Annotated in this window: 21 protein-coding genes; 3 read left to right on the plus strand and 18 right to left on the minus strand. The window is 66.6% G+C overall.

Translation table 11 applies throughout. From position 1 onward, the window contains the following. Nucleotides 1–11 precede the first annotated feature (11 nt). Both ACM0M4_RS19165 and ACM0M4_RS19170 read right to left on the minus strand, forming a co-directional pair. A complete protein-coding gene (locus ACM0M4_RS19165; RefSeq protein WP_003082745.1) occupies nt 12–791 on the minus strand; it encodes an SDR family oxidoreductase in 780 nt (259 codons plus the stop codon). A 5-nt stretch (nt 792–796) separates the two neighbouring features. Continuing rightward, nucleotides 797–1,228, minus strand: a complete 432-nt coding sequence (locus ACM0M4_RS19170) for a GlcG/HbpS family heme-binding protein (protein WP_003082743.1) — start codon at nt 1,226–1,228, stop codon at nt 797–799. A gap of 84 nt (nt 1,229–1,312) precedes the next feature. Between ACM0M4_RS19170 and ACM0M4_RS19175 the strand changes: the two genes are divergently transcribed. Continuing rightward, nucleotides 1,313–2,221 (plus strand): LysR family transcriptional regulator, encoded by a 909-nt coding sequence (locus tag ACM0M4_RS19175; RefSeq protein ID WP_003112374.1) that lies wholly within the window; start codon nt 1,313–1,315, stop codon nt 2,219–2,221. Nucleotides 2,222–2,224: 3 nt separating this feature from the next. Here ACM0M4_RS19175 and ACM0M4_RS19180 read toward each other — a convergent pair whose 3' ends face one another. From ACM0M4_RS19180 to ACM0M4_RS19235, 12 genes are all read right to left on the minus strand, one after another. After that, complete coding sequence (locus ACM0M4_RS19180) at nt 2,225–4,153, minus strand: DNA/RNA non-specific endonuclease (RefSeq protein WP_003116047.1); 1,929 nt, start codon at nt 4,151–4,153, stop codon at nt 2,225–2,227. Between the two features lie 91 nt (nt 4,154–4,244). Beyond that, nucleotides 4,245–5,792: a threonine ammonia-lyase, biosynthetic gene (gene ilvA / locus ACM0M4_RS19185; RefSeq protein ID WP_003082739.1), complete on the minus strand. Its 1,548-nt coding sequence runs from the start codon at nt 5,790–5,792 to the stop codon at nt 4,245–4,247. Then, nucleotides 5,789–6,196 (minus strand): YybH family protein, encoded by a 408-nt coding sequence (locus ACM0M4_RS19190; protein WP_221345412.1) that lies wholly within the window; start codon nt 6,194–6,196, stop codon nt 5,789–5,791. Before ACM0M4_RS19190 ends, ilvA begins: the two co-directional genes overlap by 4 nt. A gap of 265 nt (nt 6,197–6,461) precedes the next feature. Beyond that, complete coding sequence (locus tag ACM0M4_RS19195) at nt 6,462–6,974, minus strand: prealbumin-like fold domain-containing protein (protein WP_003082734.1); 513 nt, start codon at nt 6,972–6,974, stop codon at nt 6,462–6,464. Between the two features lie 59 nt (nt 6,975–7,033). Next, nucleotides 7,034–7,366, minus strand: a complete 333-nt coding sequence (locus ACM0M4_RS19200; RefSeq protein ID WP_003082731.1) for a DUF883 family protein — start codon at nt 7,364–7,366, stop codon at nt 7,034–7,036. Nucleotides 7,367–7,494: 128 nt separating this feature from the next. Beyond that, on the minus strand, nt 7,495–9,693 hold the full coding sequence (locus ACM0M4_RS19205) for a TonB-dependent receptor (protein ID WP_093945051.1): 2,199 nt from the start codon (nt 9,691–9,693) through the stop codon (nt 7,495–7,497). A gap of 238 nt (nt 9,694–9,931) precedes the next feature. After that, on the minus strand, nt 9,932–10,822 hold the full coding sequence (gene cyoE / locus ACM0M4_RS19210; protein WP_003082726.1) for a heme o synthase: 891 nt from the start codon (nt 10,820–10,822) through the stop codon (nt 9,932–9,934). 10 nt (nt 10,823–10,832) lie between these two features. Further along, the gene (gene cyoD, locus ACM0M4_RS19215) at nt 10,833–11,168 is read right to left on the minus strand and encodes a cytochrome o ubiquinol oxidase subunit IV (protein WP_003109258.1); all 336 of its coding nucleotides are present in this window, start codon (nt 11,166–11,168) and stop codon (nt 10,833–10,835) included. Further along, entirely contained in the window at nt 11,168–11,797 is a 630-nt protein-coding gene (gene cyoC, locus ACM0M4_RS19220) for a cytochrome o ubiquinol oxidase subunit III (protein ID WP_003086858.1), read from the minus strand. The genes cyoD and cyoC overlap by 1 nt, the downstream gene beginning before the upstream one ends. 3 nt (nt 11,798–11,800) lie before the next feature. Next, nucleotides 11,801–13,777 carry a cytochrome o ubiquinol oxidase subunit I gene (gene cyoB, locus ACM0M4_RS19225; RefSeq protein ID WP_003082705.1) on the minus strand — a complete coding sequence of 659 codons (1,977 nt, stop codon included), beginning with the start codon at nt 13,775–13,777 and terminating at the stop codon, nt 11,801–11,803. A 6-nt stretch (nt 13,778–13,783) separates the two neighbouring features. Then, nucleotides 13,784–14,779 carry a ubiquinol oxidase subunit II gene (cyoA, locus tag ACM0M4_RS19230; protein WP_003082702.1) on the minus strand — a complete coding sequence of 332 codons (996 nt, stop codon included), beginning with the start codon at nt 14,777–14,779 and terminating at the stop codon, nt 13,784–13,786. A gap of 626 nt (nt 14,780–15,405) precedes the next feature. Beyond that, nucleotides 15,406–16,947, minus strand: coding sequence for an MFS transporter (locus tag ACM0M4_RS19235; protein ID WP_003082699.1), 1,542 nt, complete (start codon nt 16,945–16,947; stop codon nt 15,406–15,408). Between the two features lie 157 nt (nt 16,948–17,104). On the opposite strand from ACM0M4_RS19235, the gene ACM0M4_RS19240 reads away from it, so the two are divergent. Further along, nucleotides 17,105–17,719, plus strand: a complete 615-nt coding sequence (locus tag ACM0M4_RS19240) for a TetR/AcrR family transcriptional regulator (RefSeq protein ID WP_003082696.1) — start codon at nt 17,105–17,107, stop codon at nt 17,717–17,719. 7 nt (nt 17,720–17,726) lie between these two features. On the opposite strand, the gene ACM0M4_RS19245 is transcribed toward ACM0M4_RS19240, so the two are convergent. Together ACM0M4_RS19245 and ACM0M4_RS19250 are read right to left on the minus strand one after the other, a co-directional pair. Beyond that, nucleotides 17,727–18,113 carry a DUF4440 domain-containing protein gene (locus ACM0M4_RS19245; RefSeq protein ID WP_003082694.1) on the minus strand — a complete coding sequence of 129 codons (387 nt, stop codon included), beginning with the start codon at nt 18,111–18,113 and terminating at the stop codon, nt 17,727–17,729. Nucleotides 18,114–18,126: 13 nt separating this feature from the next. Then, nucleotides 18,127–19,485: an MDR family MFS transporter gene (locus tag ACM0M4_RS19250; protein ID WP_003082692.1), complete on the minus strand. Its 1,359-nt coding sequence runs from the start codon at nt 19,483–19,485 to the stop codon at nt 18,127–18,129. Nucleotides 19,486–19,592: 107 nt separating this feature from the next. On the opposite strand from ACM0M4_RS19250, the gene ACM0M4_RS19255 reads away from it, so the two are divergent. Beyond that, nucleotides 19,593–20,504, plus strand: a complete 912-nt coding sequence (locus tag ACM0M4_RS19255) for a LysR family transcriptional regulator (protein WP_003082689.1) — start codon at nt 19,593–19,595, stop codon at nt 20,502–20,504. Nucleotides 20,505–20,554: 50 nt separating this feature from the next. Here ACM0M4_RS19255 and phnX read toward each other — a convergent pair whose 3' ends face one another. Both phnX and phnW read right to left on the minus strand, forming a co-directional pair. Beyond that, a complete protein-coding gene (gene phnX / locus ACM0M4_RS19260; RefSeq protein WP_003100114.1) occupies nt 20,555–21,382 on the minus strand; it encodes a phosphonoacetaldehyde hydrolase in 828 nt (275 codons plus the stop codon). A 35-nt stretch (nt 21,383–21,417) separates the two neighbouring features. Next, complete coding sequence (gene phnW, locus ACM0M4_RS19265; protein ID WP_031756149.1) at nt 21,418–22,533, minus strand: 2-aminoethylphosphonate--pyruvate transaminase; 1,116 nt, start codon at nt 22,531–22,533, stop codon at nt 21,418–21,420. Nucleotides 22,534–22,561 lie beyond the last annotated feature (28 nt).

The raw sequence follows: 22,561 nt of genomic DNA on the forward strand, positions 1-22,561 counted from the left end.
GCGGCAGACCGCTACAGGCGGCGCTGCCAGGCCTGCGCCTGCTCGTCCTTCACCACCTCGACGAAAGCTTGCGGCAACAGGGTGCGGAACGGGCCTTCGTCAGCCTCGGCCAGCTCGACCATCCGCGCGATCATTTCCTCCGGATCGTACTGCTCGAAGGGAAAGCGCACGCCGCTGTGGTCGGTGAAGTGGCGCTGCGGGTCGTACCAGCGTTTCCAGGTTTCCATCATGCGATCGTTGAAGCCGGTCTGGTACGGGCCGGGATTGATGGTGCCGACCTGGATGCCGAACGGCTTCAGTTCGGCATGCAGGGCCTCGGCGAAGGCCTCCAGGGCATGCTTGGAGGCGCAGTAGGGGCCGGTATAGGGTCCGGTGATCAGGCCGGCGATGGACGACACGAAGAGCACCTTGCCGCCACGCTTCTGCTCGACCATGCGCCGGACGAAACCCTGGGTCAGTTCCAGGTTGGCGAACACGTTGGTCTCGAACAGCGCGCGCACCAGTTCCAGCGGGATCTCCGCGCTGGCCCCGGCCTCGGCGCTGCCGGCGTTGTTCAGCAGCACGTCGATATCCCATTCCCAGGCGCGTTCGCGATCGGCGGCGACGGTGATGTCGAGGGTTTCCACCCGCAGCGGGACGCCACGTCGCCCGGCCTCTTCGCGCAGGTCGGTGGCCTGCCCGGCGCCGCGCACGCCGGCGATCGTCCGATGGCCGCGGGCGGCCAGGCGCAACGCCACTTCCCGACCGAAGCCGCTGCCGGCCCCGGTCACCAGGATTCGCTTCTGTTTCATCTCGATTACCTCTGGATTGTTGCCATGGCCACGGCGGCCTCGGCGATGGATTGGTCCTGGGCCGCGCTGGCGCCGGAGACGCCGACGCCACCCAGGCAGGAACCGCCGGCATCGCCCAGCGGCATGCCGCCGGCGAAGCAGGCCAGCCCGCCGTTGCTCTGCTCGATGCTCCACAACGGCTGGCCCGGCCCGGCGAGTCGGCCCAGCTCGCCGCTGGGCAGGCGGAACAGCGCGGCGCTGCGCGCCTTGCGCTGGGCCAGGTCGATGGCACCGGGAACGCTATCGTCCATCCGTACGAACGCCAGCAGGTTGGCATGGGCGTCGACCACCGCGACGCAGACCGCCAGGCGCTGCCGCTGCGCTTCGGCAATGGCCGCCGCGATGCAGCGTTGGGCATGTTGCAGAGACAGGTGGGTAGACATGGCCGGCGTCCTCATCGAGTGCTTGCGGGCCAGTCTAGAAAGGTCGAAGCTTTAACAGAACCGGCCTTCTCCTACGTAGACTTTCAAGTTTTTCTAACAATGAATCGACGCGATCCCCTCGCCGGCCTGCATGTCTTCAGGCAGGTCGCCGACACCGGCAGCTTCACCCGCGCCGCCGCCCTGCTCGGGGTGACGCCGGCAGCGGTGAGCCAGGCGATCAACCAACTGGAAGCCGAGCTGCGTCTCAAGCTGTTCCACCGCACCACCCGCGGGGTCAGCCTGAGCGAGGCCGGGCAGCGCTACCACGAACAGACCGAACAGCCCTACCGCGACCTGGTGCGCGCCCGCGAAGCGCTCGGCGAAAGCCTCGCGGAACCCTCCGGGCAGCTGCGCATCAGCGCCCTGCACCTGGCGAAGAACCTGGTGATCGCACCGATGCTCAACGAGTTCGTGCGACGCTACCCGAAGGTACAACTGGAGATCCGCTACGAGGACCAGTTGGTGGATATCGTCAGGGAACGACTGGATGCCGGCATCCGCCTGGCCGACGCCCTGCAGCCGGGCATGGTCGGGGTGCAACTGACAGCGCCGCTGGCGTGCCTGCTGGTGGCCACTCCGGCCTACCTCGCCGAGTACGGTACGCCGGCCAGCGTCGCCGACCTCGATGGGCATGCCGCCGTGCGCTTCCGTTTCCCGCGCAGCGGCCGCCTGCACAAGTGGCGCTTGCGGGAAGACGGGCGGGAACTGGAAGTGGACCTGCCGGCACGCTTCGTCAGCACCGACACCGAGGCGATCATCGAGGCGGCCCGCGCCGGCGCAGGGATCGCCCAGGCATTCATCCGCGAGCGGGTCGCCGCGGACCTCGCCGCCGGGCGCCTGGTGGAAGTGCTGCCTGGCAGTTGCCTGCCGCTGCCGCCGATGTGGCTGTATTACCTGAACCGCCGCCACGTACCGGCCAAGCTGCGCGCCTTCATCGAACTGCTACGCGAGTGGCGGCAGCCGGCCTGAACCTCAGCGGCCCTTGCCGGCCGGCCCCGGCCGGCTCAGCAGGAGGTCGTCCGGTCCGTCGATCTCGATGAAGCGACCGCTTTCCAGCGCCTCCTCCAGCGGCGTGCCGGCGAGCACGTCGGCCTTGCGCAGGGCGCTGGAGAAACGCAGGTCGGCGCTGGCCTCGACCTTCGCCAACGGCACCTGGTAGGTCTTGAACGCACCGTAGCGGAAGCCTTCGCTGGGCATCATCCCTTCCTGCCCCAGCAGGTAGGCGGACACTCCCAGTTCGCCGCTGTCGGCGTCGATCATCGCCACCACCTTCCAGAACTCCAGCGGCACCTGCACGCCCTGGTAGAGCGGATCGTCGTCGCGGAACACCGGGCCGGTGAACACCGAGATGCGGAAGCCCTCGCTCCTGGCGTTCTGCAGCACGTAGTCCTCCAGCGACAGCCAGCTGCGCTGGTTGAGCTGCGCCACCTGGGGCACCGCGTTGGTGTAGACGAAGGTGTCGTCCTCAGCCTGCCGGGCGACGGCATCGCTGTCGCCCCAGCCGGGATCCTCGCGACGCACCATGTGGCCCTTGTCGAACGAAGCCGGGCCGTAGAAGTCCTTGTGTCCGACCTGCGCGGCCGCCTCGATGCGCGGGTCGAAGCCCCAGGAATCCTTGCGCTTGAGCGAACGCTTGAGCGCGCCGTCGATATTCACCGCGGTGAGGATCGGCAAGCGCCGGCTGGCGCTCATCACCACCGAGAAATGCAGATAGTCCAGGCGCGTGCCCTTGCCCACCGGCAGCACCTGGTGGCTCTTGCCCGGCTTGGGCAAGGCCGCCTTCGGCCCGAGGAAGGCCTCGTCGAAACCCTTGCGCTCGGCCAGGTCGGCGACGCTGCGCTGCTTTTCCTGGAAGCGCGGCACGCCGCGCTTCAGCTCCGCCCCGGCCACCGGCACCCAGGCGCGACGCGCCAGCAGGCTGCGGATCACGCTGGCCTTCACCGCATAGTTGGTCTTGCGGAACTGGCCGCCGAAGTGCAGGCCGACCACCTCGCCGCCGTCGATCGAAAGCACCGCCGAGCCGGAATTGCCGCCCAGGGTCGAGCAGTCGTGGGTCAGGTACCAGGCGTCATGGGGCAATCCCACGACTTCGCCGGGAGCGAAGCGCTTGACGTCGTAGATGTTGCCGAAGATATCTTCCATCGCCCCGGCGTCGTTGCGGCTGTCGCGCGCCGGATAGCCGACCACCGCCACCGCCTGGCGCGGCTCGGCATCCTGGCGCGCGAGGACCAGCGGCGGCGGCAGCAGGTCGCCCTTCACTACCTGGAGGATCGCCATGTCCGGCGCCTCGGAGACGTCCGGGGCGATCCACAGGACCCGCGCGATCACATGCTCGTCGCTTTCCGGCTGGCGGTATTCCTCGCGGAAGTCCACGCGGGTGCGCACCTGCTTGCCGGCCTGGTTGAGACGGAAGCGGAACAGGCTGCCCTGGCGCTCGGCGAACAGGCTGGCGACATGCCGGTTGGTGACGATCAGGTCGTCCTCGATGCGCCAGCCGGTACCGCACCAGTCCATGCTGTCGTGGTCGATCAGTTCCAGCCGACCGACCGAGCGGATCGGCGTGGCCAGCGCGGCGCGATGCTTCTTCAGGCGCTGCTCCAGGCCGGCCAGCGGCGCTTCGTCGAAGATACCGTTCTTCACCAGCAGCACCGGCCGGCTCTTGAGCAGGACGATCGCCTCGCTGAAGCGCCGCGAGTCGAAGAACGAGGCGTCGGATTCCGGCGACACGCTCTTGCCCAGGTGGTCGGCGATCTGCTCGCGGCTGGCGTTGTACGCCGGCACGTTGCTCCACTCACCGCGGGCGGCGAGGTGGGCGAGTTCCTCGCGGGTGCCCTTTTCCTTCAGTACCGAGCAGACCCGCAGTTCTTCCGGCGTGGCCCGCCGGGGGTTGCGCTTGCGCATGGCCATGTCCCTCGCTGGGCGGATATCCCTGGCAGGAGTCTAGCCGAGGGACATGACAGGGCCATGTCCCGCTGGCGCACCGCCGCGCAGCTCAACCGGCGAACAGCCGGTAGGCCGGGTTGTGGGTTTCCTCCCAGTACGGATAGCCGATGGCTTGCAACGCCGCCTCCAGCTCGCCGCGCTCCTCGTCCGGCACCTGCAATCCGGCCAGCACCCGACCGTCGGCGGCGCCGTGGTTGCGGTAGTGGAACAGGCTGATGTTCCAGCGCGAGCCGAGCTTGTCGAGGAAGTTCAGCAAGGCCCCGGGGCGTTCGGGAAACTCGAAGCGGAACAGCCGCTCGCGGCGCACCTCGGTACCGTGGCCGCCGACCATGTGGCGGATGTGCAGCTTGGCCATCTCGTTGTCGGTCAGGTCGAGTACCGGGAAGCCCTGCTCGCGCAGGCCGGCGAGCAGGTCGGCGCGGCTGTCGGTGAGCGGATGGGTCTGCACGCCGACGAACAGGTGGGCCTGGCGGTCGCTGTGGTAGCGGTAGTTGAACTCGGTGATCTGGCGCCGGCCCAGCGCCGCGCAGAAGGCCTTGAAGCTGCCCGGCCGCTCGGCCACGGTGACGGCGATGATCGCTTCGCGCTGTTCGCCCAGTTCGGCGCGCTCGGCAACGTGGCGCAGGCGGTCGAAGTTGATGTTGGCACCGGAGTCGATGGCCACCAGGGTCTGCCCCTCGGTGCGTTCGCGGGCCACGTACTTCTTGATCCCCGCTACGGCCAGGGCGCCGGCCGGCTCGGTGATCGAACGGGTGTCGTCGTAGATGTCCTTGATCGCCGCGCAGATTTCGTCGCTGCCGACGGTGATCACCTCGTCGACATGGTCCTTGCAGACCTCGAAGTTGCAAGCGCCGATCTGCGCCACCGCCACCCCGTCGGCGAACAGCCCGACCTGGCCCAGCACCACCCGTTCGCCGGCGGCCAGCGCCGCCTGCAGGCAGTTGGAATCCTCCGGCTCGACGCCGATCACGCGAATATCCGGACGCAGGTGCTTGACGTAGGCGGCGATCCCGGCGATCAGGCTGCCGCCGCCGACCGGCACGAAGATCGCGTCGAGGCGGCCGCTGTGCTGGCGGAGGATCTCCATCGCCACCGTGCCCTGTCCGGCGATCACGTCCGGATCGTCGTAGGGTGGGACGAAGGTCATGCCTTCGCGCTCGGCCAGTTGCAGGGCATGGGCCAGCGCATCGGGGAAGGCGTCGCCGTGCAGCAACGCCTCGCCGCCGCGTGCCAGCACGCCCTTGACCTTGAGTTCGGGAGTGGTGCGCGGCATCACGATCACCGCCCGCACGCCCAGGCGCTGCGCCGCCAGGGCCAGGCCCTGGGCATGGTTGCCGGCGGAGGCGGTGATCACCCCGCGGGCCTTCTGCTCGTCGCTCAGGCGCGCGACACGGGTGTAGGCGCCGCGGATCTTGAAGGAGAACACCGGCTGCAGGTCCTCGCGCTTGAGCAGCACCCGGTTGCCCAGGCGCTGGGACAACTGCGGCGCGACCTGCAAGGGGGTTTCCACGGCGACGTCGTACACCGGCGCGGCCAGGATGCTTTCCACGTAGCCGGCCAGCAGGGGTTTGCTTGCGCTGAGGGTCGAGGCGCTCATCGGCTGGCCTCCGCGCTCGCCGCCACCGAGGCCAGCAGGTCGGTGCCGTAGGAGTTGTCCACCGCGCAGCGCCACTGGCCATCGGCCTCCTGGCGGAACACGTAGGTGGCCCGACGTTGCAGGCGTCCGGCCTTCGACTCGATCAGCGCCTCGGCCATGACCAGCGCCGTATCTCCCACCTCGATCACCCGCAGGTCGTGCTGGCGCACTCGCAGGCTGTGCTCGAAGTGCCGGGCGATGGCGTCGAACGCCTGGCGGATCTGCGCCTTGCCGCAGGCGTTGAGGCCCGGCTTGACCACCAGGGTGGCGTCGTCGCAATAGAAATCCATCAGGGCATCGAACTGCCCGGCATTGATCAGGGCGTCGGCCCGGCCAACGAGGTTCTGGAGGGTCTGGTGCTGCATGCTGTTCTCCCGGTTCGGTGGTTTTGGCCCAGGAGACAGAACGAAGAACCCGCCTCGAGGGCGGGTTCGGAGTGGACGCTGGCTAACCCGCCATAGCTGGAATGGCGGTAATAATGCTGCGGCGGGTAAGCAGGGTCGCGAAGGTCATGGGTATCGAAACTACGGCGCAGGCCCGTTGGCTGTCAAGCGGTCCGGCCGCGCCGGCAGGAAAAAGCCCCTGCCGCGATGGCAGGGGCTTGCCGTTTTGGCCGAACACCGCCGGAGGTCAGCGGGTCAGCAGCACCTTCTGCGGCTGCGAGCCGCTCACGGTGACCAGCTTGGTGACGGTGCCGCCCTCGGTGATGGTCTTGCCATCGCTCTGGGCGCTCCAGGTCAGCTCGCTGGAAATGTAGTAGGTGCCGTTGGGGATGTGGTCGAAGTCGAAGCGACCGTTCTGGTCGGTGGTCGCCTCGCGCACGTAGGTGGCGCGTCGCGGGTCGAGCACCGGCGGTTGCACGTCGGGGTCGCGCTTGGCGGCATCGAGGTTGCCGAACTTCGCGTAGTAGGCCTTCATGTAGCTGGTCGCAGGCTCCAGGGTGACCTTGGTGTTGGTCCCCTTCTGGATCGCACCCGACGCGCTGGTCAGGTACAGGTCGCCGTTGATCACGCCCTCGCCCACCTGCTGGGTCGCCGCGTATTCATGCTCCGGGAAATCCGGCAGGTCGTTGGGATTGGAGGCGCAGGCCGCCAGGGCCACGGTCATGGCCAGGAGGCCGAGGTTCTTCTTGATCGAAAGCATGGGCAATTCCTTTTTTCAAGCGAAGGTAACGAGTCCGTTGTGCGGCACCGACCGCGTGCTCAGGAGCGACGCCCGAGCAGGAAGCCGGCGAGCAGGCCCACCGCGGTGGTGATGGCCACGGTCTGCCAGGGATTGGCGCCGATATAGCTTTCCGTCGCATCCACCGCGTGGCGGCTGCGTTCGGCCACGGCGCTACCGCCCTTGCCGAGGGCATCGTTGGCCTTCTCCAGCAGCGCGCCGATCCGCGCACGGGCGCTATCGGCCTTGTCGCCGGCGAAGGCGGCGCTGTCGGCGAGCATGCTGTTGGCTTCGGAGAGCAGTTCCTGCAGCTCGCTGTAGCTCTGGTGCTGGATCTGCTCGAGGTTGTCTTTCACTGCGTTCTTGCGTGCCATCGAAGAGGCTCCCTGAAAAATGACTTGCAAAGGAGTTGATAGGCGCCGCAGTGAAAAAGTTCAGAGGAAATCGCCGGGAAGAACCGGCGCCCAGGCAGTGGGCGCCGGCTTCCATGGCCTGCCTGCCGTCAGAACGCGTAGATCGCCGAAAGAATCGCCGTGCGACCGTCGCCATACTCGATGGCCGAGGAGCGCGACTGGTTGCCGTACACCTGGCGCACCCGCTCGACGTAGGCCTTGTCGAACAGGTTGTCGAGGTTGAGTTGCAGTTTCAGGTCGCGCGTCGCCTGGTAGCCGAGCATCATGTTGTGCACCCAGTAGGCATCCAGCTTGCCGTTGTCCACCGAGGTGACGTTGCGCTGGCTGACGTAGCGTGCGCCATAGCCCAGGGTCACGCCCTCGGGCAGTTCGTAGGTGCTCCAGAGGCTCAACGAGCGCGGCGGGGTATTGCCCAGGGCCTGTCCCTCACGCTGCGGGTTGCTGGATTTCAGGGTTTCGCTGTCGAGGTAGGTGTAGGTGGCGAAGAGATCCCAGTGCTCGTTCAGCTTGCCGCTGGCGCTCAGCTCCAGGCCACGCACGCGCTGTTCGCCGGCAAGCACGTAGCTGCCGTCGGCCAGGCGTTCGCGAGCGTCCTCCTTCTTCACCTGGAACAGCGCCGCGTCCAGCTCCAGGCGCCGTCCGAGGAACTCCCACTTGGTGCCCAGCTCGTAGGTACTGTTCTTCTCCGGCGCCAGGCCTCCGGTCGCCTCGGTCACGCCCGAGCCGGTGGTGACCAGGTGTTCCGCCGAGGGGTTGAAGGAGGTCCCGTAGGAGAAGTACACCCGCCCGTTCTCCAGCGGCTTGAATACCAGCCCCGCCCGAGTGCTCAGCTTGCCGTCGGAACTGTCGGCGCGCACCGTCGGCTTGCCTGAGGGCGTGCTCCGCGAGGTGCCGTCGATCCAGTCGTAGCGCAGGCCCAGGCTGAGGTCCCAGCGCTCGTCCAGGGCGATGGTGTCGAAGGCGTACAGCGCCTTGACCTCCAGTTCGGTCCGGTTGCGCGCGCTGTCGCGCTTGTCGGTGGGGCCGTTCCAGTAGCCCGGCGGGTTGTGCAGGTCGAAGCCGTTGGCCGGGTAGAACTTGCCCAGGTTGTAGGAGTAGGTGGTGCGGTCGTAGGTCTCGCGGGACAGCTCGAAGCCGCCGATCAGCGTATGCGCCAGGCCGAAGGTATCGAAGCAGCCGGTGAGGTTGGTCTGGTTGATCCACATCCGCGTCTTCGAATCGCGCCCGTAGGCTTGCGGTCCCGCCGGCAGGTAGCGACCCGGCGGCAGGCCCTTCTGGTTGACGTGGGAGGCGGAGATCACCGTGTCCCGATGCAGGTGGGAATAGCGGATGAGGTTCTGCAACTGGAAGTCGTCGCTGAAATCGTGTTCGAGCTTGAGGGTGGCGACGTCGTTGTCGATCCGTTCCTCGTCCAGGTTGCGCCAGCCGAAATAATCGTGGCGGCTGACGCCGTCCAGCTTGCGCCCGTTCAGCGCCGGCACGCCATAGTCGGGAAGGTTGTCGTCGCGCTGGTGGAAGTAGCTCAGGGTCAGGCGGGTCGGGGTGTCCAGGCCGAAGGTCAGGGATGGCGCGATGCCCCAGCGCTGCTTGTCGATCTGTTCGCGCCCGGCGACGTCGTTGTGGTGGGCCATGAGGTTGAGGCGGAAGGCGGTCGATTCGCCAAGCCCTTCCAGCGGCTGGTTGGTGTCCAGGGTCAGGCGCCGGTAGCGGTCCGTGCCCAGCCCGGCGCCCAGGTGGGTGAAGGCTTCGGCCTTGGGCTGCTTGCTGACCATGTTGATGCTGCCGCCGCTGGTGCCGGCGCCGCCGAACACCGAGTTCGGTCCCTTGATCACTTCCACCGCCTCCAGGTTGAACAGGTCGCTGCGGCTGGTCTGGGCGCTGTCGCGCAGCCCGTCCACCTGCATGTTGGCGTTGGCGCTGAAGCCGCGGATGTTGATGCTGTCGCCGGAACCGCCGCCGCCCTCGCCGGCGTTGAAGGTGATGCCGGAGACGTTGGACAGCACCTGGCGCAGGCTCAGGGCGTTCTGCTCCTGGATCACCTTTTGCGGCACCACCGTGACGGTCTGCGGGGTATCCAGCAGCGGCACGGCGTACTTGGCCGAGGCCGAGCGTTCGACCCTGGACGAGGCCTGCTCGCCGGTGACCGTGTCGGCTCCCAGTTCCAGGGGATCGTCCTTGCGCGCCGCGTCCTCGGCCAGGGCCGGCGAGGAGCAGGCGGCCATCAACAGCATCAGCGGCGCCAGCGGGCGTTTGGTGGGCAAGGGGGACGGCTCGTTGCGACGATCCATGAAGTACTCCATCTTGGTTATTGAGAATCATTGGCATTTGATTGATGGAGGTTTTTTTCCACAAGCCGGACAGCTCCGAAAAAGCTCCCGGAAAAATCTGATAACCAACGGCAGAGTCCCGGAACAGAGGGCTCGCCGCGCGGCCCTTCTGCCAGGCGGCGACCGCATCCCTGCCATCGCGCAGACAAAAAAAAGCCCCGCCAATCGACCGGCGGGGCTTTCCCTAAAGCGTGTCGCCTCAGAACAGCGAGGCGACCAGATGGGTGGCGGGCGCCACCTGGAAGTCGATGGACATCATCACGCTCAGCGCGGTGATGGCGACGATGGAGAAGGCGAACAGCTTGCGCGCCCAGACCCGGTCGTCGGCGGTCCAGTAGCCGGTCAGGGCGATGGCCAGCCACCACAGGCTCACCGCCACCGCCACCAGCAGGTAGCCGTAGCCGGCGTAGCCGCCCAGGCACAAGGCGAGGGTCGCCGCCATGAAGGCGAGGATGTAGAGCACGATGTGGATCTTGGTCACCGCGATGCCGCGCGCCACCGGCAGCACCGGGATGCCAGCCGCCTCGTAGTCCTTCAGGCGGAAGATGGCGATGGCATAGGAGTGCGGCATCTGCCACAGGCAGAAGATCGCCAGCAGCGAGGCGGCGCCGGCGTCGAACTGGCCGCTCACCGCGCAGTAGCCGACCACCGGCGGCATCGCCCCGGAGAGGCTGCCGACCAGCGTGCCGTACTGCGAACGACGCTTGAACCACAGGCTGTACAGGCCGACGTAGACGAAGTAGCCGAAGCCGGCCAGCGCGGTGGTCAGCGGGTTGGTCCGCCACCACAGCAGGCCGAAGCCGGCGACCCCGAGGACCAGGCCGTGGGCCAGGGCAGCCTTCAGCGAGATCTGCCCGGTCACGGTGACTCGCCCGCGGGTCCGCTCCATGTGCCGGTCGATGTCGCGGTCGATGCAGTTGTTCAGTACGCACCCACTGGCGACCACCAGCGACAGGCCGATGACCGTGGCCAGCAACAGCATCGGCTCGACGCTGCCGCGGGCGGCGAGGAAGTATCCCCCCGCCACCGCGATCAGGTTGCCGAAGATGATTCCCGGCTTGGCCACCAGGAGATAGCGTTTCAGCTTCACGTCATGGCCCTCAGGGCATCGGCATCATCAGCATGTCGGCGCTGAAGATGATCCACAGCGAGAGACCGACCACCAGCAGGATGACGATCACCGTGAAGATGAACGCCATCACGTTCCAGCGCCCTTCCGACGACATGTTCATGTGCAGGAAGCAGATCAGGTGCACCACCACCTGCACCAGGCCGAGGACGACCATGGTGAGGATGGTCGCGTGGCGCGAGAAGCCGCCGTCCATGACCATGTAGAACGGGATCGCGGTGAGGATCACCGAGAGCACGAAGCCGATCGCGTAGGAACCCAGGCTGCCGTGGCCGGCGCCGTGGTTGTCGTGTGCAGCGCTGCTCATTACAGGGCCCCCATCAGGTAGACGACGGTGAAGACGCAGATCCAGACGATGTCGAGGAAGTGCCAGAACAGGCTCAGGCACATCATCCGGGTGTTGTTCTGCGCGGTGAGGCCGCGGGTCCAGATCTGCGCCATCAGCACCAGCATCCACAGCAGACCGGCGCTGACGTGCAGGCCGTGCATGCCGACCAGGGTGAAGAAGGACGACAGGAAGGCGCTTCGGCTCGGGCCGAAACCTTCGGCGATCAGGTGGTGGAACTCGTTGATCTCCATCCCGATGAACGCGGCGCCGAGCAGGAAGGTGACCCCGAGCCAGGCGATCGCCTGGCCCTTGGCGCCCTTGTGCGCAGAGAGCATGGCCAGGCCGTAGGTGCAGCTGGAAACCAGCAGGATGGCGGTTTCCACCAGCACGTAGGGCAGCTCGAAGATGTCCTTGCCGCTGGGGCCGCCGGCGGTGTGGTGAACCAGCACCGCGTAGGTGGCGAAGACGCTGGCGAACAGCACGCAGTCGGTCATCAGGTAGAGCCAGAAACCGAATACGGTGTTGCCGCCGCTATCGTGTGCATGATCGTGGTCGTGGCCCACTTCGTGGGCGTCGGCCAGATGCTTGTTCAATACTGCCGTCGACATGGTTCAGACCTGCTTGGCGAGTTGCTGGAAACGGGCGCTTTCGATCTTCTCGATCTCTTCGGGCTGGACGTAGTAGTCGACGTCCTGGTTGTAGCTGCGCACGATGAAGGAGCCGATCATGCCGACGAAGCCGACCGCCATGAGCCACCAGATATGCCAGATGGCGGCGAAGCCGAAGACGAAGGCGAACACGGCGATGGAGAAGCCCGCGGCGGTGTTCTTCGGCATGTGGATCGGCTGGTAGGCCGGCAGCTTGCGGTAGGCGGTACCGGCCTTCTTCATGTCGTGGAAGGCATCCACGTCCTGTACCTTCGGCAGCTCGGCGAAGTTGTAGAACGGCGGCGGCGAGGAAGTGGCCCATTCCAGGGTGCGGCCTTCCCACGGGTCGCCATTGACGTCGGCCAGTTGCTTGCGGTTGCGGACCGAGACGAACAGCTGGATCAGTTGGCAGGCGATGCCGCAGAAGATCAGCACGGCGCCGAAGAACGCGACCACCAGGTAGGGCTTCCACAGCGGGTTGTCGTAGTGGTTCAGGCGACGGGTCATGCCCATGAAGCCGAGGATGTAGAGCGGCATGAAGGCCATGTAGAAGCCCACCAGCCAGCACCAGAAGGAACGCTTGCCCCACTTCTCGTCGAGGGTGAAGCCGAACGCTTTCGGGAACCAGAAGGCGAAGCCGGCCAGGTAGCCGAATACCGCGCCGCCGATGATGGTGTTGTGGAAGTGGGCGATCAGGAACAGGCTGTTGTGCAGCAGGAAGTCCGCGCCCGGGATGGCCAGCAGGACGCCGGTCATGCCGCCGATGGTGAAGGTCACCATGAAGCCCAGGGTCCACAGGATCGGCGTGCTGAAGCGCAGGCGGCCCTTGTAGATGGTGAACAGCCAGTTGAACAGCTTCACCCCGGTGGGGATCGAGATCAGCATGGTGGCCACGCCGAAGAAGCCGTTGACGTCACCGCCCGAACCCATGGTGAAGAAGTGGTGCAGCCACACGGTGAAGCCGAGGAAGGTGATCGCGGCGCTGGCCCAGACCATCGACTTGTAGCCGAACATGCGCTTGCCGGCGAAGGTCGCGGTGACCTCGGAGAAGATACCGAAGGCCGGCAGGATCAGGATGTACACCTCGGGATGGCCCCAGGCCCAGAAGAGGTTGATGTACATCATGGCGTTGCCGCCGAGCTCGTTGGTGAAGAAGTGCATGTCCAGGTAGCGGTCGAGCGACAGCAGGCCCAGCGCAGCAGTGAGGATCGGGAACGAGGCGACGATCAGGATGTTGGCGAAGGTGCAGGTCCAGGTGAAGATCGGCATCTGCATCAGCTTCATGCCCGGGGCACGCATCTTGAACACGGTGACCAGGAAGTTGATTCCCGTGAGCAACGTGCCCATCCCGGATATCTGTAGCGCCCAGATGTAGTAGTCCACCCCTACCCCGGGGCTATAGGCCAGCTCCGACAGCGGCGGATAGGCCACCCAGCCGGTACGGGCGAATTCGCCCAGGCCCAGCGACACGTTGACCAGCATGGCGCTGACCACGAGCAGCCAGAAGCTCAGCGAGTTGAGGAAGGGGAACGCCACGTCGCGCGCGCCGATCTGCAGCGGCACGGCCAGGTTCATCAGGCCGGTCATGAACGGCATGGCCATGAAGATGATCATGATCACGCCATGCGCGGTGAAGATCTGGTCGTAGTGCTCCGGCGGCAGGTAGCCGTGGTTGGCGCCTTCGGCCAGGGCCAACTGGCCGCGCATCATGATCGCGTCGGCGAAGCCGCGGACCAGCATGACCAGGGCGACGACGATGTACATCACGCCGATCTTCTTGTGGTCGACCGAGGTCAGCCACTCGGTCCACAGGTAGGTCCACTTGCGGTAGTAGGTGATCGCACCGACCACGCCGAGGCCCAGCAGGGCGACGACGGCCAGTGTGACCATGACGATGGGCTCGTGGTAAGGCACGGCCGAGAGTGTCAGTTTCCCGAACATCTGCGCTTACTCCTGGGTACTCGGTTGCATGTGCATGTCCTTCATGTCTTTCATGCCCTGCATGGCTTGCATGTCCATGTCCTGCATGTCGTGACCGGTCATGGCGGCTTCGTGCTCAGCCCCGGCGTGCTCGCCGTGCGCGGCACCCTTGGCGTCGCCGTGGTGCTCGTACTTGGTGAGGATGTGGCCAAACAGTTCCGGGCTGACCGAAGAGAAGTAGGTCGGCGGAACGTTCTCGCTCGGCTTGACCAGTTCCGGATAGGTGCCGATCGACAGGCTGGCCGGTGCCGCCTTGACCTTGGCGACCCAGTCCTGGAAGCCCTGCTCGGAGGTGGCGATGGCCTTGAAGCGCATGCCGGAGAAACCGCCGCCGCTGTAGTTCGCGGAGATACCGTCGAATACGCCTTCTTCGTTGGCGATCAGGTGCAGCTTGGTCATCATCCCGGCCATCGAGTAGATCTGGCTGCCCAGCTGCGGGATGAAGAACGAGTTCATCACCGAATCCGAGGTGATCTGGAAATTCACCGGGGTGTCTTTCGGGAAGGCGATCTCGTTGACCGTGGCGATACCCTGCTCCGGGTAGATGAACAACCACTTCCAGTCCAGCGAAACGGCCTGGATGGTGACCGGCTTGACCTCGGAGTCCAGCGGACGGTACGGGTCGAGCTTGTGGGTGCTTTCCCAGGTGATCCAGCCGAGGATCGCGATGATCACGCAGGGCACCAGCCAGACCACCGCCTCGATGCGGTTGGAGTGGTGCCAGTCCGGCTTGTACTCGGCCTGGGTATTCGAGGCGCGGTACTTCCAGGCGAACGCCAGGGTCATCACGATCACCGGGATGACCACGATCAGCATCAGCAGGGTCGCGGTAATGATCAGGGTGCGCTCGTCCATGCCCACCTGCCCTTTCGGGTTGAACAGGGTCATGTCGCAGCCGCCGAGCAGCAGCGCGGGCGCCAGGGAAAGCCATTTCAATGCGGCAAACGGGTTTGCTTTGGTCATCTTCCGGCCTTAATCGATGGAAGGAGCGAGTGGTCGCTCATGGATGTCTCCTTGCAAGGCTTGTGGCGGAGACCGCTGGCTTCAGCCAGTTCCAGACATGCAGTCGCCGCCGGGGTACGGAACGGCCATTGCCCGGCCACGGGAGAAGGCAAGCGGATACCTTTCCCGATTCCGGTGGCGGACTCGTTCCACGCGCTGAGTCGTTCCTTGATGAACAGCGTTTTCGAAGCTGTGCCGGAAGAGGCCAAGGGCGGCCAAGGCACGTGCATGCCTGGGCGAGAAGGATTGCCCTTCCCGCCGGGTGATCAGGTCGCAGTTATCGGTCGGCTATTTGTTGTGCAACAGGCAAGGCAGGAACCCATTTATCGCGATGCGGAGCAGAGACTCGCGCGACGCTCGTTGGACCGAAACTGAGCGTCAGTTATTACAATTCATTTCAGCTGAGGAGCCTATGACACATCTTGCAATAGACTTTCTCAAACATAGATAAAGTAGGGCTTTTACCTGCCTGCGACAGGTTGTCGCAGGCCATACCCTAGCACAACAGTTGGAATACGCGAATATTCTTCGCTTCGAGCAGCATAACGCAAGGAAATCGCCCCCGCGCCAGCATCGTGACCCGAGAGTCAGCGTCTATCGGCCTGCAACTGTACCCCTGCCGTTCGTCCAGATGCGCCAACTGTATCCGCCGCCGGGCCGGCGCTAACGCGCAGGCGCCAGAGCAGCGCGGCGGCCAGCAGGGCGCTGGCTCCGGCCACCAGCATAGCCAGACGGAAGCCCTCGGCCAGCGCGGCCGGCAGCTCGGCGTCGAGCCCCGCCAGGGAACCAGGCAAGCGATGGGCCGTGATCGCCTGGGTGGCGAGCCGTTGCGCATCGGCAATCCCCAGCTCCTCCAGCCGATCGCCCAGGACGACGATCGCCCGCCCGCTCAGCAGCGCTCCCAGCAACGCGATGCCGACGGCCATGCCGGCCTGGCGCAGGGTATTCATGGTCGCCGAGGCCATCCCGGAACGCTCGCGGGCCACGCTCGCCATGACCGCCAGACCGGTGCCGGGAACGGCCAGGCCCATGCCCAGGCCGAGCGCCACCAGCAACAGGCCGACCCAGGGATACGCGGTTCCCGTACCGCAAGCGGCCAGCGCCAGCATGGCCAGGCCGATCACCAGGTAGCCCAGCACCAGCAGGCGTCGCAGCGGTACGTGCCGCTGCAACCGGCCGAACAGCATGGACAGTGCGCCCATGGCGAGGAACTGCGGCGCCAGGTAGAAGCCGGCCTGCTGCGCCGAGGCACCCTGCACCTGCTGGAAGAACAGGGAGAGGAAGAACAGGCTGGCGTAGCCGGAAAAACCGAGGACGAACGAGGCCAGGTTGCAGACGGCGAACCCGGCCTGGCGGAACAACCCCAGGGGCAGCAGCGGTCGGGCGGTCCGCCGCTCGACGAAGAGGAAGCCAAGCAGGCCGACCCCGGCCAGGAGCAGCGCCGGCCAGGCCGTGGGAGACAACCAGCCGCCCTCTCCCGCGGCGATCAGGGCGTAGGTCAACGCTCCCAGCCAGACCACGCTGAGCAACTGCCCCAGGGGATCGAAGGCGGCGTGCTCGGGGTGCGCGGTTTCCTCGATGCCCCACAGGCCCAGGGCGAGCGCCAGCAGGCCGAGCGGCAGGTTGATCAGGAAGATGCTCTGCCAGCCGGCGTGCTCCACCAGCAGGCCGCCGAGCAGCGGGCCGAGGATCAGCGACAGCGCGCTGAAGGAGGTCCAGCCGCCGATCACCTGGGCGCGCTGGCCGGGATCGTGGAAAGCCTGGGTAAGGATCGACAGCGCGCCGGGTATCAACAGCGCCCCGGCGATGCCCTGGACCGCGCGTCCGAACAGCAGCAGCGGCAGCGAGGTGGCCAGCGCGCAGAGCAGCGAACCGAAGCTGAACAGGCCGACCCCGAGCAGCCAGGTCAGCTTGCGACCGTAGCGGTCGCTCAGCGGTCCGGAAGACAGCATGAAGGCGCTCAGGCACAGCGCATAGGCGTCGACCACCCACTGCAGGCCGGCCAGGTCGGTATCCAGGGCGTACTGCAGCGTCGGCAGGGCGAGGTTGACGATGCTGATGTCGAGCGAGGCGATGAAGGTTCCCAGGTAAATGGCGGCGACCAGGGCGACACGACGCGAAGGGTTCATGGAGTACTCCGATGAGAGGGCGCTGGCCCAGGAATAATCCATTGACCGACGGTCAGTCAATAAATATCGCGAAACATTCTCATCTTCCTGTCATGCCTCGTCTTCCCCTCCACGCTCTTTTACACTGCGGCCAACCCAACCACCGGATCCGCGCTCCATGCCCGATCGCCACGCCGAACAGCCTGCCCGCCAACCGCGCACCAAGCCTGCGGAGGTTCGTCTCGAGGAACTGATGGCGGCGGCGCAGCAACTGTTCCTAGACAAGGGTGTGGACGCCACCACCATCAGCGACATCGTCGCTGCCGCGGGGGTCGCCAAGGGTACCTTCTATCACTACTTCCAAGCCAAGACCGACATCCTCCTGGCCCTGCGCGAGCGCTTCACCCAGGCTTTCCAGCAGCGCATCGCGAATGCCGTCGAGGCCTGTCCGGCGAACGACCATCCCGGCCGTCTGCGCGCCTGGACCGAGAGCGGCCTGGCGGGCTACCTGGAGGGCTACCGGCTGCACGATGTGGTCTACAGCGAGCACCATCACCACCAGCGCGGCAACCAGGAGCGCGACCGCGTGCTGGAGCAATTGGCGGAGCTACTGGAGAACGGCGCGGCGGCCGGCGCCTGGCCGCTGCGCAACCCACGGCTGAACGCCCTGCTGCTCTACTCCGGGCTGCATGGCGCCGCCGACGACGCCATCGCCGGCGGCCGCCTGGATACCCAGCCGCTGGCCGGCGAACTCGCCGATGCCTTCCTGCGCCTGCTCGGTGCCAGCGACTGAGGCAGGCTCAGCCGCAGAAGGTTTCCTGCAGGTGGCGCCAGTACAGCCGCCCTTCGTCGTCACGGTGCAGGACTACGGTGGACAGGCGCTCGCTGCGACCCGCCGCGTCGGACTGGATTTCCCGATAGGCCAGGGTCGCGCCATCCACGCCTGAAGCCAGCAGACTCTCGCCGTCGATCTCGATGCGCAGCCCAGGACGGGTGCCGCCCTTGCTGCGGAACAGCTCGCCCAGAGCAGTCTTGTCCAGGACCACGCCATGCGGCGTGACCATCGAGAAGTCCTCGGCGAAACGCGCCATCAACGCATCCAGCGCGTCAGCCCGTGAGTCGCCGGCCAGCCAGTCGCGGATCGCCACGTGGGCATGGTGGATTTCCCGGCGGTAGGCACAAGTCATGGTGTAGCTCCTTTCAGGTCTGGACCAGGGCGCGAACCCCGGCGGAATCGATACGCCTCACCCACGGCAGAGGCAATAGCGTGAAAGCGGCGGCGAACAGGAAGCAGTGGACGAAGGCCGCGGGGTCGGCCCGCGCCTGCAACAGGTTGAGCAACCCACCGAGCACGGCCATGCCCAGGCAGAACGCCAGTTGCCGATTGATGTTCCACAAGGCGCTGGCATGGCCCATGCGCGCCGCCGGGACGTCGAGCAAGGCCATGCCCTGTGCCGCGCTGCTACACAGGCTGCCGCCGAATCCCATGGTCGCGTAGGCCCCCGCCAGTTGCCAGAAGCCGCTCCCCTCCCCGCTTCGAGCCAGCCACAGCAGGCCGCCGGCCTGTATCGCCATGCCCGCCAGCAGCAAGGATTTCGGCCCCCAGCGATTGAAGCGTCGCCGGGTCAGGCCGATGGCCAGGCCGGCCGCCAGCGCCCAGGGCAGCATCAGCGCACCGGCACGGCTCGCGCTGAGGCCGAGGGGGCCTTGCAGATAGAGCATGGCGACCAGGTTGGCGCCCATGAAGGCTCCCGGCACGCAGAGATAGACCAGCATCGCCGTACGCAGCAATGGCGCCTCCAGCAAGCCAAGGTCGAGCAGCGCGTCGGTACGAGCGCGCCCGTCACGCCAGTAGCAGCAGCCCAGCACGCAGGCCAGCAGCGCCAGGAGCAGGCCACGCCCGCCGCCGCCGGGCGATCCCAGCCAGGCGAGCGCCACCAGCAGCGTGGCCAGCGCCGCCGAGCCGAGCAGCAGGCCGCGCAGGTCCAGGCGCTGCGCCGCATGCTTGTGCCTGGGCAGCCAGCGCATCGCCAGGGCCAGCACCAGCAGCGCCGGCGCCACGCTGGCGAAGAAGATCCCACGCCAGGACAGGCTGTCCACCAGCCAGCCGCCGAGGGCAGGCGCCACGGCGGGAACGATCAGCGCCACCAGCATCACCCGTGCGGTCAGGCCGGCCCGTGCCGACGCCGGGACATTCCGATAGGCCATGGCCTGGCCGAGGGGGATCAGCAACCCGCCGGCCAACCCCTGGCACAGGCGCCAGACGATCAACGTCGCCGCCGATCCAGCCAGGCCGCAACCCAGCGAAGCGCTGGCGAAACCGGCCAGTGCCAGCAGCATCAGTCGCCGTTCTCCCAGGCGCGAAGCGAGCCAGACGCTCAACGGAATCACCAGGGTCAAGCCGAGCAGGTAGGTGTTGCCGATCCACGCCAGGGTCGCCACCGAAGCGCCAAGGGAACGCCCGATGTCCGGGTAGGCGACGCTGGCGATGAAGATGTTCACCAGGTCTAGGGCGAACCCCAGCAGGTACAAAGTGGCCAGGCGGGACGGTTGATTCATGGGCGCTCCGGAGGTTTGCCGGGGAGCATAGCGAGGCGCTCGCGCTATCTGGAGAGGCTAATCGCGCATAGACTGTCAAATCGAATTTGACAATAGGGTCGCCTTCCATGGTCAGCCTCGACCGCTTCGAAACCTTTCGCGCCGTGGTCGACTGCGGTTCCCTCAGCGCCGCCGCCGACACCCTCGGCCAGACGCGTGCGGTAGTCAGCTTCAACCTCAAGCGGCTGGAGGCCGAGCTGGGCGTTTCTCTGCTCAGCCGCAGCACCCGGCGGATGGCCCTGACCGATGCTGGCGAACGCTTCTACCAGCGCTGCGTGAAGGTGCTCGACGAGGCGCGCCTGGCCATCGACGACGCCCGCGCCGAGCATGGCGAACTGCGTGGCAGCCTGCGCGTCACCACCACCCAGGAATACGGCCTGCGCCAACTGGTGCCGGCCCTGCAGGCATTCGCCCGGCTGCACCCGGCGTTGCAGGTACAATTGTCGACCTCATCGCTGCATGCCGACCTGATTGGCGAACGCTTCGACGTCGCCATCCGCCTGGGGCGCCTGGAGGACTCCACCCACCATGCGGTGCAACTGGCCAGCTTCGAGGTCCTGGCGGTGGCCAGCCCGGCCTGCCTGGCGGCGCTCGGCGAACCGCCGCCGACCGACCTGGAGAGTCTGGAGCGCCTGCAGAATCTCGGTCACAGCCGGCTGGCGGACTCCCTGCCCTGGCAAGTACGCGCCCCCGACGGCGCCCTGCGCAGCTACCGCGGACCGCGCCATCCCATGCTGCTGGCCGACAACGCCGCGGCCCTGCGCGCCTTTGCCCTCGACGGCCTGGGTATCGCCGTGCTGCCGGACTGGCTGGTGCAGGCCGACTTGCGCTGCGGCGCACTGCAACGCCTGCTGGCGGACCACGGGTTTCCGCTCCAGGGCGTGCATGCCGTTTATCCGCCGACCCGCCACCTGCCGTCGAAGGTCCGCGCGTTCATCGACTTCCTCAAGACTCGCCTGGGGCACCCGGACGCCGGTTAGAAAACCGAGGCCGCCGCGGTTGCCCGCGGCGGCCTCGGCACAGACGTGGCTCAGTTACCCTGCGGCATCTCGCCGCGCGCCAGGCGCGCATTGATGTCGCGGACCACCGCCGGCAGCTCGGCGATGGTCTCGATCAGGTAGTGCGGACGCGAACCTTCGAACATCTGTTCGATACGCGTCCGCTCGCGCTCCAGTTCGGCCGCCGGCAGCGCCTTGTACTGCTCGTAGGTGAGGCCCAGGGCATTGCCCGAGCAGGTCAGCGCCACCGTCCACATCCCGGCGCGGCGCCCTTCGAGGATACCCGGCCAGGTGTCGTCGACCTTCACGCAGGCCGCCACATCGTCGATCCCCAGGGCGATCACGTTGGCCAGCGCCTGGGCCGGCCATGGCCGGCCGTTGGGCACTTCGTCGGTGGCCACCACGTGGTCGGCGACGTAACCGTTGGTCTCGGCCAGGGCTACCACCTTCTCCATCACCACCGCCGGATAACCGGAACAGGAACCGATCTTCAGGCCCATCCCGCGGAGTTCGGCGATCGCCTGCAGGGCGCCGGGGATCAGCGCCGAATGTTCGGCGATCTTTTCGATCTGCAGCGGCATGAAGCGCTCGTAGATGGCGGTGACATCGTCGTCGCTGGGCAGGCGGCCGAAGACGGCGCGGTAGCGCTCGGCGATCGCCGGGATGTCGCAGAGGGTGCGGATGTGGTCCCACTTGCCCATTCCCATCGGACCGCGCGCTTCCTCCAGGCTGACCTGGACGCCGAATTCGGCGAAAGCCTCGACGAAGATCTGGGTCGGCGCGAAGGAGCCGAAATCGACCACGGTTCCCGCCCAGTCGAGGATGGCGGCCTGGAGGGTGGCTGGCTGGTTGTAATTCATTGTCGTGAACCCTTTTCTGCTCGTTGTCGTTCAGTTCAGATCTCGAGGACTTCCAGTTCGCGCAGCGCCTCGCCGATGGCGGCGACCGCCTGCCGCATCTCCGCGGCGTCGACGTGGCCGATGCAGCCGACGCGGAAGGTTTCCACCTGGGTCAACTTGCCCGGATAGAGGATGAAGCCCTTCTCCCGCACGCGTTGGTAGAAGTCGGCGAAGCGGTAGCGCGGATCGCGCGGCGCGTGGAAGGTAACGATGATCGGCGCCTGGATTTCCGCCGGCAGGAAGCTGCGGAAACCGAGCCGGGCCATCTCGCCGAGCAGCGTTTCGCAATTGCTCGCGTAGCGCCGCTGGCGCGCCGGCAGGCCGCCCTCCTCTTCGTACTGGCTGAGCGCTTCGTGCAGGGCGGCGACCACATGGGTCGGCGGGGTGAAGCGCCACTGCCCGGTCTTGCGCATATAGGCGTGCTGGTCCTGCAGGTCCATGGCCAGGGAGTGGCAGTTGCCGGCGCTGGCTTCCAGAGCGGCGCTGCGGGCGAAGACGAAGCCCATCCCGGGGACGCCCTCCAGGCACTTGCCGGAGGCGGCGATCAAGGCATCGAACGGAACTTTCCGGGCATCGATCCCGATCGCCCCGAAGGAGCTCATGGCATCGACGATCAGGCGCTTGCCGTGACGCTCGACGACCTTGGCGATGGCCTCGAGCGGATTGAGGATGCCGGTGCTGGTCTCGCAGTGGATCAGCGCCACATGGCTGATCGCCGGATCGGCGGCCAGCAGACGCTCGACGTCAGCGGCGGTGGTCGGCACGTTCTCTTCGGTCTCGAAGGTGCTGAAGGGCCGTTGCAGAACCTCGCAGATCTTCGCCAGGCGCTTGCCGTAGGCACCGTTGATCAACACCAGGACCTTGCCGTCGCGCGGCACCAGGGTGCCGATCGCCGCTTCCACGGCGAAGGTGCCGCTGCCCTGCAACGGTACGCAGGTGTGGCTGCCTTCGCCGCCTACGATCTTCAGCAGGCGCTGGCAGACGCTGGCGGTGAGTTCGTTGAAATCGCTGTCCCAGGAGCCCCAGTCGACCATCATCGCCCCACGGGTACGGTAGGAGGTGGTCAGCGGACCGGGGGTCAGCAGGATGGGTGCGCGTTCGGCAGTGCTCATGCTCATTTCCTCTGCGGGAATCGGCCAA

This window comes from Pseudomonas sp. 18-147 (assembly GCF_051048045.1).
In the GTDB taxonomy this organism is placed as follows: Bacteria; Pseudomonadota; Gammaproteobacteria; order Pseudomonadales; family Pseudomonadaceae; genus Pseudomonas; species Pseudomonas aeruginosa.

Coding starts and splice junctions, on each gene's coding strand:
- phnW (WP_031756149.1), bottom strand. CDS start 22,533: ATGAGCACTGCCGAACGCGCACCCATCCTGCTGACCCCCGGTCCGCTG.
- ACM0M4_RS19195 (WP_003082734.1), bottom strand. CDS start 6,974: ATGCTTTCGATCAAGAAGAACCTCGGCCTCCTGGCCATGACCGTGGCC.
- ACM0M4_RS19240 (WP_003082696.1), top strand. CDS start 17,105: ATGCCCGATCGCCACGCCGAACAGCCTGCCCGCCAACCGCGCACCAAG.
- ilvA (WP_003082739.1), bottom strand. CDS start 5,792: ATGAGCGCCTCGACCCTCAGCGCAAGCAAACCCCTGCTGGCCGGCTAC.
- ACM0M4_RS19235 (WP_003082699.1), bottom strand. CDS start 16,947: ATGAACCCTTCGCGTCGTGTCGCCCTGGTCGCCGCCATTTACCTGGGA.
- ACM0M4_RS19170 (WP_003082743.1), bottom strand. CDS start 1,228: ATGAGGACGCCGGCCATGTCTACCCACCTGTCTCTGCAACATGCCCAA.
- cyoA (WP_003082702.1), bottom strand. CDS start 14,779: ATGACCAAAGCAAACCCGTTTGCCGCATTGAAATGGCTTTCCCTGGCG.
- ACM0M4_RS19175 (WP_003112374.1), top strand. CDS start 1,313: ATGAATCGACGCGATCCCCTCGCCGGCCTGCATGTCTTCAGGCAGGTC.
- cyoB (WP_003082705.1), bottom strand. CDS start 13,777: ATGTTCGGGAAACTGACACTCTCGGCCGTGCCTTACCACGAGCCCATC.
- cyoC (WP_003086858.1), bottom strand. CDS start 11,797: ATGTCGACGGCAGTATTGAACAAGCATCTGGCCGACGCCCACGAAGTG.
- ACM0M4_RS19245 (WP_003082694.1), bottom strand. CDS start 18,113: ATGACTTGTGCCTACCGCCGGGAAATCCACCATGCCCACGTGGCGATC.
- ACM0M4_RS19190 (WP_221345412.1), bottom strand. CDS start 6,196: ATGCAGCACCAGACCCTCCAGAACCTCGTTGGCCGGGCCGACGCCCTG.
- ACM0M4_RS19165 (WP_003082745.1), bottom strand. CDS start 791: ATGAAACAGAAGCGAATCCTGGTGACCGGGGCCGGCAGCGGCTTCGGT.
- phnX (WP_003100114.1), bottom strand. CDS start 21,382: ATGAATTACAACCAGCCAGCCACCCTCCAGGCCGCCATCCTCGACTGG.
- ACM0M4_RS19180 (WP_003116047.1), bottom strand. CDS start 4,153: ATGCGCAAGCGCAACCCCCGGCGGGCCACGCCGGAAGAACTGCGGGTC.
- ACM0M4_RS19200 (WP_003082731.1), bottom strand. CDS start 7,366: ATGGCACGCAAGAACGCAGTGAAAGACAACCTCGAGCAGATCCAGCAC.
- ACM0M4_RS19255 (WP_003082689.1), top strand. CDS start 19,593: ATGGTCAGCCTCGACCGCTTCGAAACCTTTCGCGCCGTGGTCGACTGC.
- ACM0M4_RS19205 (WP_093945051.1), bottom strand. CDS start 9,693: ATGGATCGTCGCAACGAGCCGTCCCCCTTGCCCACCAAACGCCCGCTG.
- ACM0M4_RS19250 (WP_003082692.1), bottom strand. CDS start 19,485: ATGAATCAACCGTCCCGCCTGGCCACTTTGTACCTGCTGGGGTTCGCC.
- cyoD (WP_003109258.1), bottom strand. CDS start 11,168: ATGAGCAGCGCTGCACACGACAACCACGGCGCCGGCCACGGCAGCCTG.